The following is a 16,946-nucleotide window of genomic DNA, read 5'->3' on the forward strand; positions in this document are numbered from 1 at the left end:
GAAGGGCGCCTATACAACCGTGTGAAAACCCAAAGAGCGCCAGATCCTGATCATTGACCGATCATTTCTGGCGCCTTCACGCTCATTCAGGGTCTGATTGATCCTGAGACTCCTGAAGATTTCGTGTAACAACGACCTCTTCAGGAGTGAGCGGGAGTTTTCACGCAGTCTGTTTCGGCGCCCTTTCGTATAGGCCGGGTCAACGGTTGAACCTGTCCACCAGGGAATATTGCCCCTGGGCGGTATGGGTCAGCTCCTCGCTGAGCTGTGCCGTGCGCTGGGCCTCGCCAGATGTCTGGTCAGCCAGGTGGGCGATGCTGCTGATGCTCTGGTTGATCTGCTCGGCCACCGCGCTCTGCTCCTCGGTGGCGGCGGCGATCTGGTCGGCCATGTCGGCGATATTGGCGACGGCCTCGCTGATGCCCACCAGTGCCTGGTCGGCCTGGAGCACGCGCTCGACGCCTTCGTCCGCCTGGCGACGACCATGCTCCATGGTGTGCACTGCTTCTTCTGCGGTCTTCTGCAACTGGGCGATCAGTTGATGGATTTGCCCGGTGGATTCGGCCGTGCGCTGGGCGAGCTGACGCACCTCGTCGGCGACCACGGCGAAGCCGCGGCCCATCTCGCCGGCGCGGGCGGCCTCGATGGCGGCGTTGAGTGCCAGCAGGTTGGTCTGGTCGGCGATGCCTTTGATCACATCCACCACGCCGCCGATCTCGTTGCTGTCCTGGGCCAGTCGCGTGACGGTTTCGCCCGCCTCACCCACGGACTGAGAAAGGCGCTGGATGGCTTCGCGGGTTTCGGCGGCGATGTCGCGGCCCTGGCTGGTCAGGCGGTTGGCTTCCTGGGTGGCATCGGCGGTGCGTTGCACGTTGTTGGCCACTTCCTGAGTGGTGGCGGCCATCTGGTTCACCGCGGCGGCGACCTGCTCGGTTTCCACGCGCTGGCGTTCCAGGCCGTTGGAGCTGTTGTGGGCCAGCACATCGGCCTGGCGTGCCTGGTGGGTCAGGTGTTCGGCGGTGTCCTGGAGGCGGGTCAGACAGGTCTTCAGGCGCGCCTCCTGGCTGAGCATGGCCATTTCCAGGCGTGCCTGCACACCACGGCTGTCGGTGTACATCTGCGCGATCAGCGGGTCTGAGGTGGCCTGCTCGGCCAGGCTCAGCAGGCGCTTGATGCCACGGTTCTGCCAGGCCAGGCCGATCAGTCCGAGCGGCACCGAAAGCAGGGCGGCGAGGAGGAAGCCCCAGTGGGAGTTCAGCCAGGCGCCGATGAGGAAACCGATCTGGCTGATGAGAATGAACGGCAGCCAGTCCTGCAGCACCGGCAGCCACTTGTCGCGGCGCGGGATGGCGGGCTTGCCGGCATTGATGCGCTTGTAGAGGGCCTCGGCGCGGCGGATCTGCTCGGCGGTTGGCTTGATCCGCACCGACTCGTAGCCGGTGACCTGGCTGCCTTCGAAGATGGGCGTGACGTAGGCATTCACCCAGTAGTGGTCGCCGTTCTTGCAGCGGTTCTTCACCACGCCCATCCATTGGCGCCCTTGCTTCAGGGTCGACCACATGTGGGCGAACACGGCGGGCGGCACGTCAGGGTGGCGGACCAGATTGTGGGGTGAACGAACCAGCTCGTCGCGGCTGTAGCCGCTGATGTCGATGAAGGCTTCGTTGACGTAGGTGATGACGCCTTTGCTGTTTGTCGTGGAGATCAGGCGTTGCTCGGCCGGGAAGCTACGCTCCCGCTGGGTAACAGGTTGGTTGTTTCTCATGGGTATCCATCCGCAAGGCTTACATCATCTATCGGCATTAGGGCGCCAAGGTTGAGCCTTTTTTCGGTGCGCCAGTGTACTCGGATTTCAGCCTTGTCCGGTCGATAGCCCAGAGTGGAATGGTTCGATTGTCGCCCGTGCGGTTGGCACGGGGGCGATGGGCGACGGCCTGCGACGTCCAAAGTATCGAAACGCTCCGGACGTCGCAGGCACGGTAGGTGCCGGGTGTGCTTCAGCCGGCCAGCAACTGCCGCAGTACGTAGTGGAGAATGCCGCCGGCCTTGAAGTACTCGACCTCGTTAAGGGTGTCGATACGGCACAACAGCTCGGCCTTGTCCTTGGAGCCGTCCTCGCGGGTGATTTCCAGGTGCAGGGTCATCTGTGGACGCAGACTGGCGCCAGCCAGGCCGAGGATGTCCAGGGTTTCCCGGCCGGTCAGCTTGAGACTCTTGCGGTCCTGGCCGTCCTTGAATTGCAGCGGCAGCACGCCCATGCCGACCAGGTTGGAACGGTGGATGCGCTCGAAGCTCTCGGCGATCACCGCCTTGACCCCCAGCAGGTTGGTGCCCTTGGCCGCCCAGTCGCGGGAGGAGCCTGTGCCGTATTCCTTGCCTGCGATCACCACCAGCGGGGTGCCTTCGGCCTGGTAGCGCATGGCGGCGTCGTAGATGGAGAGTTTCTCACCGCTGGGCACATGCAGCGTATTGCCGCCTTCCTCGCCGCCGAGCATCTCGTTGCGGATGCGGATGTTGGCGAAGGTGCCGCGCATCATCACTTCATGGTTGCCCCGCCGCGAGCCATAGGAGTTGAAGTCCGCCGGGGCCACGCCGTGTTCGCGCAGGTAGTGCCCGGCAGGGCTGTCGGCCTTGATGTTGCCGGCAGGGGAGATGTGGTCGGTGGTGACCGAATCGCCCAGCAGGGCCAGGATGCGGGCCTGGCGCACGTCTTCAATCCTGGGCGGTGCGCCGGTGATGTCGGCGAAGAAGGGCGGATGCTGGATATAGGTCGAGTCCGCCTGCCACTCGTAGGTGTCGGACTCCGGCACCTTGATCGCCTGCCATTTTTCGTCGCCGGCGAAGACCTCGGCGTACTCCTTGCGGAACATCGCGGTGTCCACCTTCTGGATGGCCGCTGCGATTTCCTGCTGGCTTGGCCAGACGTCCTTGAGATAGACCGGCTGGCCATCCTTGCCCTGGCCCAGGGGCTGGCTGGCGAGGTCCAGGCGCACGCTGCCAGCCAGGGCATAGGCGACCACCAGGGGCGGGGATGCCAGCCAGTTGGCCTTGACCAGCGGGTGCACCCGGCCTTCGAAATTGCGATTGCCGGAGAGCACCGAGGCCACCGTCAGGTCCGCTTGCTGGATGGCTTTCTCGATGGGCTCGAGCAGGGGACCGGAGTTGCCGATGCAGGTGGTGCAGCCGTAGCCCACCAGGTTGAAACCGAGCTGATCCAGGTAAGGCGTCAGTCCTGCCGCACGGAAGTACTCAGTCACCACCTTGGAGCCGGGCGCCAGGGAGGACTTCACCCAGGGCTTGCGGGTCAGGCCCTTTTCCACCGCCTTCTTCGCCAGCAGGCCGGCGGCCATCATCACACTGGGGTTGGAGGTGTTGGTGCAGGAGGTGATGGCGGCGATGACCACGGCGCCGTCTTCGAGACTGAAACTTTCACCATCGTCGAGCTTCACCGCGGCGCTGCCGGCGCCGGTCGCGCCAGCGGCTTTGAGCTGCAGGCCGAGCAGGTCGTCGAAGGCCCTGGGCACCTGGGGCAGTGGTACGCGGTCCTGTGGGCGGCGGGGGCCGGCCAGGCTGGCTTCGACGCTGCCGAGGTCCAGGGACAGGGCGTCGGTGAATGCCGGCTCATGGCCGGGTTCGCGCCACAGGCCCTGGGCCTTGCTGTAGGCCTCCACCAGTTGCACGGTCTCGTCCGGGCGGCCGGAAAGGCGCAGGTAACCCAGGGTGATGTCGTCCACCGGGAAGAAGCCGCAGGTAGCGCCATATTCCGGCGCCATGTTGGCAATGGTGGCGCGGTCGGCCAGGGGCAGGTCGGCCAGGCCATCGCCGTAGAACTCGACGAATTTCCCTACTACGCCTTTCTTGCGCAGCATCTGGGTGACGGTCAGAACCAGGTCGGTGGCGGTAATGCCTTCGCGCAACTTGCCGGTGAGCTTGAAGCCGATGACCTCGGGAATCAGCATCGACACCGGCTGGCCGAGCATGGCGGCCTCCGCTTCGATACCACCCACGCCCCAACCAAGCACACCGAGGCCGTTGATCATGGTGGTGTGGGAGTCGGTGCCCACCAGGGTATCGGGGAAGGCATAGGTCAGGCCGTCTTCCTCGCGTGTCCAGACGGTGCGGCCCAGGTATTCCAGGTTGACCTGATGGCAGATGCCAGTGCCCGGCGGCACCACGCTGAAATTGTCGAAAGCCCGCTGGCCCCAGCGCAGGAAGGCATAGCGCTCGCCGTTGCGTTGCATCTCGATTTCGACGTTCTGTTCGAATGCGGATTGGGAGGCGAAGCGGTCCACCATCACCGAGTGGTCGATCACCAGGTCCACCGGTGACAGCGGGTTGATCCGCTGCGGGTCGCCGCCGGCCGCCGCCACGGCCGCGCGCATGGCGGCCAGGTCCACCACTGCTGGCACACCGGTGAAGTCCTGCATCAGCACACGGGCGGGACGGTATTGGATTTCGCGATCCGACCTGCGTGGGCCGAGCCAGTCAGCCAGGGCCTTGAGGTCGGTGGCGCTGACAGTTTCGCCGTCCTCCCAGCGCAGCAGGTTCTCCAGCAGCACTTTCATCGACATGGGCAGTTTGTCGATCTCACCCAGCCGTTTGGCGGCTTCGGGCAGGCTGAAGTAGTGGTAGGTCTTGCCGGCGACTTCGAGGCTGCGTCGGCAGTTCAAGCTATCCAGGGAAGACATCGGGATTTCTCCTTGAGGCCCACACGGCATGGGCCGGCTGCTCTTGCGGAAACTGAAAAGCTAGCTCTCGATGGGCGGTCTCGCCATTTCAACCGACCGGCTGGGTGGCGCCGGGTTCCCCTGTTCAAGGCGTCCGGTTGTAGGAAATTCACCTCCTGACTGTGTGAAAACGGGCCTCGCGCAACTATAGTGCGCGCCCAGGAGGAGCCCACCCGATGAACACCATGCTGTTGCACTGCCGCCCCGGATTCGAGGGGGAGGTCTGTGCCGAGATTTCCGAACTCGCCGCCCACCTCGAGGTGGCCGGCTACGCCAAGGCCAAGCCGAACAGTGCCTGCGCCGAGTTCATTTGCAGCGAACCCGGCGGCGCCGAACGGATGATGCGCAAGCTGCGTTTCAACCAGTTGATCTTCCCGCGCCAATGGGCGCGCGGCGAGTACGTGGAGTTGCCGGAAACCGACCGCATCGGCGTGCTGCTGGAGGCGCTGGCCGACTATCCGGCGTGCGGCAGCCTCTGGCTGGAGGTGCTGGACACCAATGAAGGCAAGGAGCTGTCCACCTTCTGCCGAAAGTTCGAAAAGCCCCTGCGCGCTGCCTTGAGCAAGGCCGGCAAGCTCAAGGACGATCTCAGGTTGCCGCGCCTGCTGCTGACCTTCCGCAGTGGCCGCGAGGCGTTCGTCGGCTTGGCCGAGCCGAACAACTCGGCGCTCTGGCCCATGGGCATCCCGCGCCTGAAGTTTCCCCGCGAGGCACCGAGCCGCTCCACCCTCAAGCTGGAAGAGGCCTGGCACCACTTCATTCCGCGGGCCGACTGGGACAAGCGCCTGGCACCGGGGATGACCGCCGTGGACCTGGGCGCCGCACCGGGCGGCTGGACCTGGCAGCTGGTGCAGCGGGAAATCAAGGTCACCGCCGTCGACAACGGCCCGATGGCCGAGAGCCTGATGTACTCCGGTTTCGTCGAACACCAGCGCGCCGACGGCTTCACCTTCAAGCCGCGCCGGCCGGTGAACTGGATGGTCTGCGACATCGTCGAGAAACCCGCGCGCACTGCAGCGCTGATCGAAACCTGGCTGGGCGAGGGCTGGTGCCAGGAAGCGGTGGTCAACCTCAAGCTGCCGATGAAACAGCGCCATGCCGAGGTGCAGAAGCTGCTGTCACGTATCGACACAGGGCTGAAGGCCAGGGGGCTGAAAGTCTCCATAGCCTGCAAGCAGCTCTATCACGACCGCGAGGAAGTGACCTGCCACCTGCGCAGGTTGTAAGGGCCAGAGGCCGACCATCGGCCGGGAGCCTCGTAGGAGTCAGCTTGCTGGCGAACAGGGGCCATTCGCTGGCAAGCCAGCTCCTACAGCGACATCCGCTCCACCCAGTAGCTCTGCTTGTGCCCTCGCGCCTGGTATTCGGCCATCAGACGCTCGGCTTCGTCGCGGGTCAGCCGATCCCGCAGGACGAACACGTTTCCGTTGTCATCCAGTCGCTTGACGCACCACTCCTGCACAGGGGAATCCGGCATGGCGTGCCCTCCGGGAAAGCCTCATGCTGCGCCGCATTTCATCGGTTGGCGAGGCGCATCGAGGGGCTGCTGACGGGGATGACCCGTCCCGGGCTGTGAGCCGCTGTGGCCGGATGTCGCGGCGAGGGCGACAAGGCTGTGCGTCCATGCGGCTTTGCGCCACAATAGCCGGCAGTTTTCGGAGTACCCCATGTCCCAGCAACCTGATGCCATTCTCGACGCCACCGGCCTGAATTGTCCCGAACCGGTGATGATGCTTCACAACAAGGTGCGCGACCTGCCCGCCGGCGGCCTGCTCAAGGTGATCGCCACCGACCCTTCCACGCGCCGCGACATCCCCAAGTTCTGCGTCTTCCTCGGCCATGAACTGCTGGACCAGTCGGAAGAGGCGGGTACCTACTTCTACTGGATACGCAAGAAGACCGACTGACGACCTTCTACTTCGCTTATGGCTCGAACATGAACCCGGCGCGCATGCGCAGCCGTGGCCTGGAGCTCAGCTAGGCGCCGCCAACGGGGCGTAGCTGTTGTTGTAGGAGCGAGCTCTGCTCGCGAAGCTTTCCGGGATTGGCCCATTCGCCAGCAAGCTGGCTCCTACAGCGTTATCCCACGTATCCAGGGCCCGTGTCCGTTACCTCCTGATCCTTGCCCGTGCGCTGCGCGTCAGGCGCACGCTGAGCAGCACCGCGGCACAGGTCAGCCCCACCACCAGGCCCTGCCAGAGCCCCTTGGGTCCGCTCGGTTCGCCCAGCCAGTGGGAGAGCCCGAGGGCGTAGCCCACCGGTAGGCCGATGCCCCAATAAGCGAAGAGGGTGATGATCATGGTCGCGCGGGTGTCCTGGTAGCCGCGCAAGGCGCCAGCGGCGGCGACCTGGATGGCGTCGGAGAACTGGAACAGCGCGGAATAGACGATCAGCATGGCCGCCACGGCAATCACCGCAGGGTCCGGCGAGTACATCGTCGCGATCGCCTCGCGGCACAGCAGCATCAGGCTGGCCGACAGGCAGGCATAGGCCAGCGCCGCGCCGATGCCGACGCCGGCCGCGAAGCGCGCCGCACGGGGCTCTCCACGCCCGAGGGCCTGACCGACGCGCACGGTGACGGCCATCGCCAGGGCGTAGGGGATCATGAAAACCAGTGCGCTGAAGTTAAGGGCGATCTGGTGACCGGCGACCACCGTGGCGCCGAGGCCGCCGATCAGCAGGGCGATCACGGCGAAGATGCTCGATTCGGCGAATACCGCGATGCCAATGGGCCCGCCCACCGAGAGCAGGCGTTTGATTACCGGCAGTTGCGGCTTGTCGAAGCGTTCGAACAACCGGCTCGGCCGGTAGACCGGGGCACGGGATACCCATCCCAGCATGCCCAGCAGCATGAACCACATCACCGTGCCGCTCGCCCAGCCGCAGCCGACGCCGCCCATGGCGGGCATGCCCAGGTGGCCGTAGATCAGGATGTAGTTCAACGGAATGTTCAGCAGCAGGCCGCAGATGCCCAGCACCATGCTCGGCCGGGTGCGCCCCAGGCCATCGCTGAAGCAGCGCAGCACATAGTAGAGGGCCACGGCGGGGAAGCCGAAGGCGATGCCCTGCAGGTAGCCCATGGCCGGGGCGATGAGATCCTGGTCGACGCCCATCAGTTGCAGCACCGGCCGGGCATTGAGCAGCACGAGCGCGCCGGCCAGGCCCACGGCCAGGGCGAGCCACAGGGCCTGGCGCACCAGCGGGCCGATTTCTTCCTGCCGGTTGCCGCCGAAGCGTTCGGCCACCTTGGCGGTGGTGGCCAGCAGGGTGCCGGTCATCAGCAGGAATACCGGAATCCAGATGGAGTTGCCGAGGGCCACGGCGGCCAGGTCACGTGGGCTGACGCGACCGGCCATCACGGCATCGACGAACCCCATGGCGGTATTGGAGATCTGGGCGACCATGATCGGCGCCGCCAGCTTGAGCAGTGCGCGCAGCTCCGCGCTGGCGCGGCTGAAACGGGATTGGGCGTGGGACACGGAAAGTTCCATATCGATAAGTCATCCTCCGGGCGTACCGGTGGTGTCCATGAAAAGAGTGGCTGACAGGAATTCGGGCGTTGCCTGGTCGCGACGAGCTCGCGACGGCGCACTGTCCCAGCCTTTGCAGGAGAGGCTGCCGGCGGAACGGGACGTGGAGGCTGAGGGGTGGCTAGTCTACGCCCTGACACAATGGTCAGAAAAGAGGGCGGCCGCCCCGTGACACGGGCGTCCGACAGGGGGATTGCGTAGAATGGCGGTCTCTCTGCTGGAGCCTGTCATGCGAATAGTTGCCGACGAAAACATTCCCCTGGTCGATGCCTTCTTCGGCGGCCTGGGCGACATCCGTCGCCTGCCGGGCCGCGCCATCGACGCTGCCTCCCTGGCCGACGCCGACCTGCTGCTGGTGCGCTCGGTGACCCGGGTCGATAGCACCCTCCTGGCGGGTACGCCGGTGCGCTTCGTTGGCACCTGCACCATCGGCACCGACCACCTCGATCTAGAATATTTCGCCCAGGCCGGCATCGGCTGGTCCAGTGCGCCCGGCTGCAACGCGCGCGGCGTGGTGGATTACGTGCTGGGCTGCCTGCTGGTGCTGGCCGAGGACGAGGGCGTCGACCTTGCCTCGCGCACCTTCGGCGTAGTGGGCGCCGGCCAGGTGGGCGGGCGCCTGGTGGATGTGCTGCGCGGACTCGGCTGGCGGGTGCTGGTCTGCGATCCGCCGCGCCAGGCGGTCGAAGGGGGGGATTTCGTCGATCTGGAAACCATTCTCCGCGAGTGCGACGCCATCAGCCTGCACACGCCGCTGGACGCAGGCGGCGACCATCCGACCCATCACCTGCTGGATGCCAGCCGCCTGGAGCGCCTGCGGCCCGGCGCCTGGCTGATCAATGCCAGCCGTGGCGCGGTGGTGGACAACCAGGCCCTGCGCGCGCTGCTGGAGCGTCGTTCCGACCTGCGCGCGGTGTTGGATGTGTGGGAGGGCGAACCCCAGGTGGACCTGGCGCTGGCGCATCTGTGCCGCATCGCTACGCCGCACATCGCCGGCTACAGCCTGGACGGCAAGCTGCGCGGTACCGCGCAGATCTATCAGGCCTGGTGCCGTTTCAGCGGGCAGGTGGAAAGCGTGCAGCTGGACGAGTTGCTGCCCGCCTCCTGGCTGGATGAGCTGACCCTGGATGCCGGCGCCGACCTGAACTGGGCCCTGGCGACCCTGTGCCGTGTGGTGTATGACCCGCGCCGCGACGATGCGGATTTCCGCCGTAGCCTGGTGGGAGATGAAGCCCGGCGTCGCGCGGCCTTCGATGCCCTGCGCAAGCACTATCCGGTGCGGCGGGAAATCGACGGTCTGCGGGTACGATTGAAGGGAGATGCGCCTCGCTTGGCGGGAATCGTCCGGGCGCTGGGGGCGGAGCTGCTGTAGGAATCGGCCCGGGATTGCCCCGGGCGAGGGCGAATCAGGCCTGTTTCCGCTCGGACTGCAGTTGCTTGTGCAGCTCCTGGCAGGCGCGCTGGATCATGGTTTCGGTAATCGGAATCTCGCGGCCCTGGGCATCGATGATCGCGCCGCCAACCCGGCGGCGTTGCTGCAGCGGAATCACGCGGAGATCGGAATTACTGTCGTGCAAGCTCATGGCCTGTCTCCTCTTCAGGTGGTGCGCGCAGTCTAGGAAGGGTAGATGAACACGCAGTGACAGCCGGCGTCAGCAGTACGCCGGAAAAACGAAAGACCAGGAAACACTAGCAGCTGTTGTGCCAATCGCTAGCGTCCTGGTCCTGGTGGATGGACCCCCTGCGCGGGGCGAGAGTTCAGTTCGAGGTAAGCATGTCCTTGTTCCATATGGGCCTGATCATCAATCCCCTGGCCGGTCTGGGTGGCCCCGCCGCGCTCAAGGGCAGTGACGGTGTCGCCGTACAGGCCCTTGCCAGAGGCGCCGAGCCGCGGGCCGCAGCGCGCACCCGGCTGGCGCTGGAATGCCTGTTGCCGCTCGTCGGGCGCATCCAATTCCTCACCTTTCCCGGCCCCATGGGCGCCGACCTGCTGGCGGAGATGGGCTTTGCCCACAGGGTGCTGGGGCACCTCGACGGCCCGCTGACCTGTGCCGACGACACCCGTCACGCCGTCGAAGCCCTGCAGGACGCCGGTGTCGCCCTGATTCTCTTCGCCGGCGGCGATGGCACGGCGCGGGATGTCAGTTCCGCGGTGCGCGAGGGGCAGCCGGTTCTGGGGATTCCCGCCGGGGTGAAGATCCACTCCGGGGTTTACGCCATCAGTCCGCGCGCGGCCGGCGAACTGGCGCGGCGTCTGGTGGAGGGCGGGCTGGTGCGCCTGGCCAGTGGCGAGGTCCGTGACCTGGACGAGAGCGCCCTGCGCGACGGCAAGGTGGCGGCGCGCTGGTATGGCGAGCTGACGGTCCCCGTGGAAGGCCACTACATGCAGCACGTCAAGCAAGGCGGCATGGAGTCGGAAGAGCTGGTGCTGGTGGATCTGGCCGACTGGCTGAACGACAGCTGGGAAGAGGGTGTGCGTTACGTGTTCGGCCCGGGCTCCACCCTCCACGGTCTGGCGGCCAACCTGGGGCTGGAAACCACGCTGCTGGGGGTCGATGTGATCGAGAATGGTGCAGTGATCGCCCGTGATGTGACCGAGTCCCGGCTCTTCGAGCTGGTGGACGGCCACCCGGCGCGGCTGCTGGTCACTGCCATCGGCGGCCAGGGCCACATCATCGGGCGCGGCAACCAGCAGATCAGCCCGCGGGTGTTGCGCGCCATAGGCCTGGATCACCTCCGGGTAGTGGCCACCAAGCGCAAACTGGGCACCCTGGAAGGCCGGCCGCTGCTGGTGGACAGTGGCGATCCGGCCCTGGATGAAGCCTTCCCCGACGCTGTGCGGGTCTGGGCCGGCTACAAGGAAGAGCTGCTCTATCCCCTGGGCTGGTGGGGCGACCCGGACTGAGGCCGTTCGCCCGCTTGTGGGGAGATCGGCTACCATCGACGACAGTTTCCCGCGGTTGCAGGAGCATCGTGATGGATGCCGGGCAATACCCTCCCCATGTCGGCCCCGGAGAGCGCGTTGTGCTCTTCGACGGGGTGTGCAGGCTCTGCAATGGCTGGGCGAAGTTCCTGATCCGTCATGACCGGGCGCGGACCATCAAGCTCGCCTCGGTGCAATCGGCGGAAGGTCAGGCGATCCTGCGCTGGTTCGGCTTGCCTGCCGACAGCTTCGCGACCCTGCTCTATGTCGAAGGGGCTGAGCTGTTCGTCCGTTCCGAGGCCATTGCACGAATCCTGCGCCAGTTGCCGGCGCCCTGGCCGTTGCTGGCGATCTTCCGTTTCCTGCCGCTGGGATTGCGCGACTGGTGCTATGACCGTATCGCGCTGAATCGCTACCGCCTTTTCGGACGCTATGACGTCTGCCTGCTGCCGTCCCCCGATCATGAGGGACGCTTCCTGAATGCCGAACGCTGAGCTGTGTCGATTCGCCGTGCTGACCCGCTGGGATTGGCGCGCGGGCGGCGGGCGGAAGCTCCGGTGCGAGGCGGACCATCCCCTGGCCTGGCTGACTGAGTCCCTTGATGGCAACTTTCCTTTCTTCACGGCAACGTAACGCGCTGCGCATGGCTGCGCGCTTCGTCGCGCCCTATCGCTGGCGGGTGATGGGGGCCTTGCTGGCGCTGCTGTTCACTGCCGCCATTACCCTGTCCATGGGGCAAGGCATCCGCTTGCTGGTGGACCAGGGACTGGCTACCCAGTCCGAAGCGTCGCTGCGGCAGTCGATCATGTTGTTCTTCGGCCTGGTGCTGGCCCTGGCGCTGGGTACCTTCACCCGCTTCTACCTGGTCTCGTGGATTGGCGAGCGCTTCGTGGCGGACATCCGCAAGCGCGTGTTCGACCACCTGATCCAGCTGCATCCGGGCTTCTACGAAAGCAATCGCGCGTCGGAAATCCAGTCCAGGCTCACCGCCGATACCACCTTGCTGCAATCGGTGATCGGCTCGTCGCTGTCCATGGCACTGCGCAACGGCATCCTGCTGGTGGGCGGCATCGGCCTGCTGTTCGTCACCAACCCGAAACTGACCGGCATCGTCCTGCTGGCGCTGCCGCTGGTGCTGGCGCCCATCCTCCTCTTCGGGCGGCGGGTGCGGCGTCTCTCGCGGCAGAGCCAGGACCGTATCGCCGACGTCGGCAGCTACATCGGGGAAACCCTGGGGCAGATCAAGACGGTGCAGGCCTACAACCACCAGGCGCAGGATCGCCAGCGTTTTGCCAGCACCGTGGAAGGGGCCTTCGACACTGCACGCCGGCGCATCACCCAGCGCGCCTGGCTGATCAGCCTGGTGATCCTGCTGGTGTTGGGCGCGGTGGGCGTGATGCTCTGGGTCGGCGGTATGGATGTGATCGCCGGGCGCATATCGCCCGGCGACCTGGCGGCCTTCGTCTTTTACAGCCTGATCGTGGGGGCGGCCTTCGGCGCCATCAGCGAGGTGATCGGCGAGCTGCAGAGCGCCGCTGGCGCCGCAGAGCGAATCGCCGAACTGCTGCAGGCGAGAAACGACATCCATGCTCCCGAGCAGGGGCGGGTGTCGCTGCCGGAGCGGGTCAGCGGCAAGATCGAGATGGAGGCAGTGCGCTTCGCCTATCCCGGTCGACCGGAAGTGAATGCGCTGGACGGCGTCAGCCTGGAGGTTCGCCCCGGCGAAACGCTGGCGTTGGTCGGACCTTCCGGTGCGGGCAAGTCGACGGTCTTCGAGCTGTTGCTGCGCTTCTTCGATCCCCAGGAGGGCAGCATCCGCGTGGAGGGCGTGGAACTGAGGCAGCTGGAACCTGCCGACCTGCGCCGCTGCTTTGCGCTGGTGTCGCAGAGTCCTGCACTGTTCTACGGCAGCGTCGAGGACAACATCCGCTACGGTCGTCCCGAGGCCACTGACGCCGAGATCGAAGCGGCCGCGCGCGCCGCCCATGCCCACGAGTTCATCAGCCGTCTGCCCCAGGGTTACCAGACCCATCTGGGGGAGGGGGGCATCGGTCTCTCGGGCGGCCAGCGTCAACGCCTGGCCATCGCGCGCGCCCTGCTGGTGGACGCGCCTATTCTGCTGCTGGACGAAGCGACCAGTGCACTGGATGCGGAGAGCGAGCACCTGATCCAGCAGGCTCTGCCGGCACTGATGAGCGGACGTACGACGCTGGTGATCGCCCACCGCCTGGCCACGGTGCAGAACGCCGACCGCATCGCGGTGATGGAACGGGGCAGGGTGGTTGCAATCGGTCGTCACGCGCAGCTGGTGACCAGCAGTCCGCTGTATGCGCGGCTGGCGGAGCTGCAATTCGCCACTCGGGAGGGAGACGAAGTGGAGTAGCGGGCGTCGATATTGCGGGCAAGAAAAAGGGGATGCCAATGGCATCCCCTTCTTCATTCAGGACAGGCTTCAGACGACTGGTTTGGTCTCGTCCTTGGCTTCATCCTTCTCTTCTTCTTTCTCTTCTTCCTCAGCCTTGGTCTCGGCTTCGGCCGGCGCCTGGGCTTCGGTCGCTTCTGTTGCTACTTGCTCGGGCTGTTCGGCCGGAGCTTCCACAGCTTGTTCAACGGCTTCCTCGACCTTCTGCTCGGCAGTGACCACGTCCTCTTCCACACCAGCGATGGCGTGGGCGACAACGGACGCCGGCTCGGCGGCGGCTACGGCTTCAACGGCCTGGGCAGCCGCTGCTTCGGCTTCCTTGGCCAGACGCTCGGCCTCGCGCTGACGACGACGCACTTCACGCGGGTCGTTGGGGGCGCGGCCGGTGCTGGACGGCGCTTGAACGGCCGGCTGGACCTGGGGTGCAGCAACCGGAGCTTCCTCGGCAGGAGCTGCGGCAGGCGCTTCTGCCACGGCTTCGGCGGGGGCAGTTTCAACAACCGGAGCTTCCACCGCGGCCGGGGCCTCTTCTACCGCCGGAGCCTGTTCGGCAACCGGGGCAGCTTCAACGGTTTCGGCTATCACAACTTCTGCGGCCGGCGCTTCAACGACGGCTTCGGCAACCGGGGCTTCCGCCTGGGCTGGAGCTTCAGCGGCGGCTTCGGCAACCACTTCAGCGGTAACCACAGCGGCAGCGGCCACGGTAGCGGCCTGGACGGCGTCGGCAGGAGCGGCCTGTTCGGCACCTTCCTCATCCGCGCCCAGCTCTTCGCCATTGGCTTCGCGCTGACGCTCGCGACGGTTGCTGCGACGACGCTGGCCACGGGAACGGCGACGGGGACGCTCGCCATCGGCGCCTTCCTGATCGTCGTCCTGCAACAGCTCTTCGTTGTTCAGCAGTTCTTCGTCGACTACCTCGGCCTGGGCGGCTTCGGCACGCGGCTGGCGCTCCTCGCGGGGCTGACGCTCTTCACGCGGCTGGCGTTCTTCGCGGGCCGGACGCTCAGCGCGCTCGCCACGCTCGCGACGGCCTTCCTGACCTTCGCGGGCTTCACGCGGCTGACGCTCTTCGCGGGGTTGACGCTCTTCGCGAGGCTGGCGCTCTTCACGCGGTTGACGTTCTTCACGTGGCTCGCGGGGCTGACGCTCTTCGCGCGGCTGGCGTTCTTCGCGGGCCGGACGCTCGCTGCGATCACCACGTTCGCCGCGTTCGCGACGACCTTCCTGGCCTTCACGGGCTTCGCGCGGCTGGCGTTCTTCACGTGGCTTGCGATCTTCCTCGCGACGGCCTTCACGACCTTCGCGGCTATCACGACGGCGGTTCTGCTGGCGGCTGTTGCGGCGCTCGTCACCGCGCGGCTGGCGCTCGGTGGCAGGCTTCTCGGCTTCGACCTTGGGTTCTTCCTTGCCGGCGAACAGGCCCACGAGGGTCTTCACCAGGCCCTTGAACAGACTCGGCTCCGGAGCCGGTGCCGGCGGCGCCAGCGGGGCTGCCGGAGTCGGGGCCGGGGCAGGGCGCTCGGGGGATACGGTCTTCACCGCGGCTTCCTGGCGTACCAGGGTGCGGGTGGAGCTGACCGGCTGGGCTTCCTCGACCTCGGAGGGGGTCATTTCGTAGCTGGACTGGTTGCTCTGCACTTCCGGGCTGTCGTCGCGCAGGCGCTGGACTTCGAAATGCGGGGTTTCCAGATGGTCGTTCGGCAGGATGACGATGCGTGAACGGGTACGCAGCTCGATCTTGGTGATGCTGTTGCGCTTTTCGTTGAGCAGGAAGGCGGCAACCGGGATCGGCACCTGGGCACGTACTTCGGCGGTGCGGTCCTTGAGGGCTTCTTCCTCGATCAGGCGCAGGATCGCCAGCGACAGGGATTCGACGTCGCGGATGATGCCCTGGCCGTCGCAACGGGGGCAGACGATGCCGCTGGTCTCGCCCAGGGACGGACGCAGGCGCTGACGAGACATTTCCAGCAGGCCGAAGCGGGAGATACGGCCGATCTGCACGCGGGCGCGGTCGGCTTCCAGGGCTTCGCGGACTTTCTCTTCCACGGCGCGCTGGTTCTTGGCCGGGGTCATGTCGATGAAGTCGATGACGATCAGGCCGCCGATGTCACGCAGACGCAGCTGGCGGGCGATTTCCTCAGCCGCTTCCAGGTTGGTCTGCAGGGCGGTTTCTTCGATGTCGCCACCTTTGGTCGCACGCGCCGAGTTGATGTCGATGGACACCAGGGCTTCGGTCGGGTCGATCACGATGGAGCCGCCGGACGGCAGCTTCACTTCGCGCTGGAAGGCGGTTTCGATCTGGCTTTCTATCTGGAAGCGATTGAACAGCGGAACGCTGTCCTGGTAGAGCTTGATCTTGCTCTGGTACTGCGGCATCACCTGGCGAATGAAGCTGAGGGCTTCCTCGTGGGCTTCGACGCTGTCGACCAGCACTTCGCCGATGTCCTGGCGCAGGTAGTCGCGGATGGCGCGGATGATGACGTTGCTTTCCTGATAGATCAGGAAGGGCGCGCCGCGCTCGCCGGAGGCTTCCTTGATGGCGCTCCAGAGTTGCAGCAGGTAGTCCAGGTCCCACTGCAGCTCTTCGCTGGAGCGGCCGAGGCCGGCGGTGCGGACGATCAGACCCATGTCGGCCGGAGCGTTGAGGCCGTTCAGCGCTTCGCGCAGTTCGTTGCGCTCTTCGCCTTCGATGCGGCGGGAGATACCGCCGGCGCGGGGATTGTTCGGCATCAGCACCAGGTAACGACCGGCGAGGCTGATGAAGGTGGTCAGGGCTGCGCCCTTGTTGCCGCGCTCTTCTTTCTCGACCTGGACGATGACCTCCTGGCCTTCGCTGAGCACTTCCTTGATGTTGATGCGGCCTTCAGGGGATTTCTTGAAGTATTCGCGGGAGATTTCTTTCAGGGGCAGGAAGCCGTGGCGCTCGGCGCCGAAGTCGACGAAGGCTGCCTCGAGGCTGGGTTCGATGCGAGTGATTCGGCCTTTGTAGATGTTGGCCTTCTTCTGCTCGCGGGCACCCGATTCGATGTCCAGGTCATACAGGCGTTGGCCGTCGACCAGAGCAACACGCAACTCTTCGGGCTGAGTCGCGTTAATCAGCATTCTTTTCATGTGGTACCAATGGGTTTCCGGGCTACCGGAAACGGCGATTGGCGCACACGACTCTCGCGGTCGGTGTCAGGTGCGTGTCAGAGGTGGAGGGCCACCCCAGTGTCCAGCGAGGTCCGGCCAAAGGGGCCGGAATCGCGACTACGTCTCCTGCTTGCTGTGTCGTGACAGAAGCACTTGTTCAGGAGGAGGAATCAACGGTCGGTAGCGGACGAAATGAAGCGTCTTGAAACTAC

At 65.7% G+C, this 16,946-nt stretch carries 12 protein-coding genes; 6 read left to right on the forward strand and 6 right to left on the reverse strand.

Going from position 1 to position 16,946, the window contains the following annotated elements; all coding sequences use genetic code 11:
* Window positions 1-199: 199 nt before the first annotated feature.
* A complete protein-coding gene (locus tag ACFW0B_RS19595) occupies window positions 200-1,765 on the reverse strand; it encodes a methyl-accepting chemotaxis protein (protein WP_449150658.1) in 1,566 nt (521 codons plus the stop codon).
* Window positions 1,766-1,997: 232 nt separating this feature from the next.
* A complete protein-coding gene (acnA, locus tag ACFW0B_RS19600) occupies window positions 1,998-4,688 on the reverse strand; it encodes an aconitate hydratase AcnA (RefSeq protein WP_449150659.1) in 2,691 nt (896 codons plus the stop codon).
* A 215-nt stretch (window positions 4,689-4,903) separates the two neighbouring features.
* Between acnA and rlmM the strand changes: the two genes are divergently transcribed.
* A complete protein-coding gene (rlmM, locus tag ACFW0B_RS19605) occupies window positions 4,904-5,953 on the forward strand; it encodes a 23S rRNA (cytidine(2498)-2'-O)-methyltransferase RlmM (RefSeq protein ID WP_449150660.1) in 1,050 nt (349 codons plus the stop codon).
* 83 nt (window positions 5,954-6,036) lie between these two features.
* Here the strand turns inward: rlmM and ACFW0B_RS19610 are convergent, their stop codons facing one another.
* A complete protein-coding gene (locus ACFW0B_RS19610; protein WP_449150661.1) occupies window positions 6,037-6,204 on the reverse strand; it encodes a hypothetical protein in 168 nt (55 codons plus the stop codon).
* Window positions 6,205-6,394: 190 nt separating this feature from the next.
* Here ACFW0B_RS19610 and tusA point away from each other — a divergent pair, with 190 nt between their 5' ends.
* A complete protein-coding gene (gene tusA, locus ACFW0B_RS19615) occupies window positions 6,395-6,634 on the forward strand; it encodes a sulfurtransferase TusA (protein ID WP_449150662.1) in 240 nt (79 codons plus the stop codon).
* Window positions 6,635-6,835: 201 nt separating this feature from the next.
* Here the strand turns inward: tusA and ACFW0B_RS19620 are convergent, their stop codons facing one another.
* Complete coding sequence (locus ACFW0B_RS19620) at window positions 6,836-8,218, reverse strand: MATE family efflux transporter (protein WP_449150663.1); 1,383 nt, start codon at window positions 8,216-8,218, stop codon at window positions 6,836-6,838.
* Between the two features lie 268 nt (window positions 8,219-8,486).
* On the opposite strand from ACFW0B_RS19620, the gene pdxB reads away from it, so the two are divergent.
* The gene (gene pdxB, locus ACFW0B_RS19625) at window positions 8,487-9,629 is read left to right on the forward strand and encodes a 4-phosphoerythronate dehydrogenase PdxB (protein ID WP_449150664.1); all 1,143 of its coding nucleotides are present in this window, start codon (window positions 8,487-8,489) and stop codon (window positions 9,627-9,629) included.
* Between the two features lie 34 nt (window positions 9,630-9,663).
* Here pdxB and ACFW0B_RS19630 read toward each other — a convergent pair whose 3' ends face one another.
* On the reverse strand, window positions 9,664-9,840 hold the full coding sequence (locus ACFW0B_RS19630) for a PA1571 family protein (RefSeq protein ID WP_449150665.1): 177 nt from the start codon (window positions 9,838-9,840) through the stop codon (window positions 9,664-9,666).
* 191 nt (window positions 9,841-10,031) lie between these two features.
* Between ACFW0B_RS19630 and ACFW0B_RS19635 the strand changes: the two genes are divergently transcribed.
* The 3 genes from ACFW0B_RS19635 (at window position 10,032) to ACFW0B_RS19645 (ending at window position 13,563) form a co-directional block, all read left to right on the forward strand.
* Window positions 10,032-11,162: an ATP-NAD kinase family protein gene (locus ACFW0B_RS19635; protein WP_449150666.1), complete on the forward strand. Its 1,131-nt coding sequence runs from the start codon at window positions 10,032-10,034 to the stop codon at window positions 11,160-11,162.
* A 71-nt stretch (window positions 11,163-11,233) separates the two neighbouring features.
* On the forward strand, window positions 11,234-11,674 hold the full coding sequence (locus ACFW0B_RS19640) for a thiol-disulfide oxidoreductase DCC family protein (RefSeq protein WP_449150667.1): 441 nt from the start codon (window positions 11,234-11,236) through the stop codon (window positions 11,672-11,674).
* 107 nt (window positions 11,675-11,781) lie between these two features.
* Entirely contained in the window at window positions 11,782-13,563 is a 1,782-nt protein-coding gene (locus ACFW0B_RS19645) for an ABC transporter transmembrane domain-containing protein (protein WP_449150668.1), read from the forward strand.
* Between the two features lie 69 nt (window positions 13,564-13,632).
* On the opposite strand, the gene rne is transcribed toward ACFW0B_RS19645, so the two are convergent.
* Entirely contained in the window at window positions 13,633-16,713 is a 3,081-nt protein-coding gene (rne, locus tag ACFW0B_RS19650) for a ribonuclease E (RefSeq protein WP_449150669.1), read from the reverse strand.
* Window positions 16,714-16,946 lie beyond the last annotated feature (233 nt).

Source organism: Metapseudomonas phytobenefica (genome assembly GCF_043392685.1).
Classification (GTDB): Bacteria; Pseudomonadota; Gammaproteobacteria; order Pseudomonadales; family Pseudomonadaceae; genus Metapseudomonas.

Coding starts and splice junctions, on each gene's coding strand:
- ACFW0B_RS19645 (WP_449150668.1), top strand. CDS start 11,782: ATGGCAACTTTCCTTTCTTCACGGCAACGTAACGCGCTGCGCATGGCT.
- rne (WP_449150669.1), bottom strand. CDS start 16,713: ATGAAAAGAATGCTGATTAACGCGACTCAGCCCGAAGAGTTGCGTGTT.
- ACFW0B_RS19620 (WP_449150663.1), bottom strand. CDS start 8,218: ATGGAACTTTCCGTGTCCCACGCCCAATCCCGTTTCAGCCGCGCCAGC.
- ACFW0B_RS19630 (WP_449150665.1), bottom strand. CDS start 9,840: ATGAGCTTGCACGACAGTAATTCCGATCTCCGCGTGATTCCGCTGCAG.
- ACFW0B_RS19635 (WP_449150666.1), top strand. CDS start 10,032: ATGTCCTTGTTCCATATGGGCCTGATCATCAATCCCCTGGCCGGTCTG.
- rlmM (WP_449150660.1), top strand. CDS start 4,904: ATGAACACCATGCTGTTGCACTGCCGCCCCGGATTCGAGGGGGAGGTC.
- ACFW0B_RS19595 (WP_449150658.1), bottom strand. CDS start 1,765: ATGAGAAACAACCAACCTGTTACCCAGCGGGAGCGTAGCTTCCCGGCC.
- acnA (WP_449150659.1), bottom strand. CDS start 4,688: ATGTCTTCCCTGGATAGCTTGAACTGCCGACGCAGCCTCGAAGTCGCC.
- ACFW0B_RS19610 (WP_449150661.1), bottom strand. CDS start 6,204: ATGCCGGATTCCCCTGTGCAGGAGTGGTGCGTCAAGCGACTGGATGAC.
- pdxB (WP_449150664.1), top strand. CDS start 8,487: ATGCGAATAGTTGCCGACGAAAACATTCCCCTGGTCGATGCCTTCTTC.
- tusA (WP_449150662.1), top strand. CDS start 6,395: ATGTCCCAGCAACCTGATGCCATTCTCGACGCCACCGGCCTGAATTGT.
- ACFW0B_RS19640 (WP_449150667.1), top strand. CDS start 11,234: ATGGATGCCGGGCAATACCCTCCCCATGTCGGCCCCGGAGAGCGCGTT.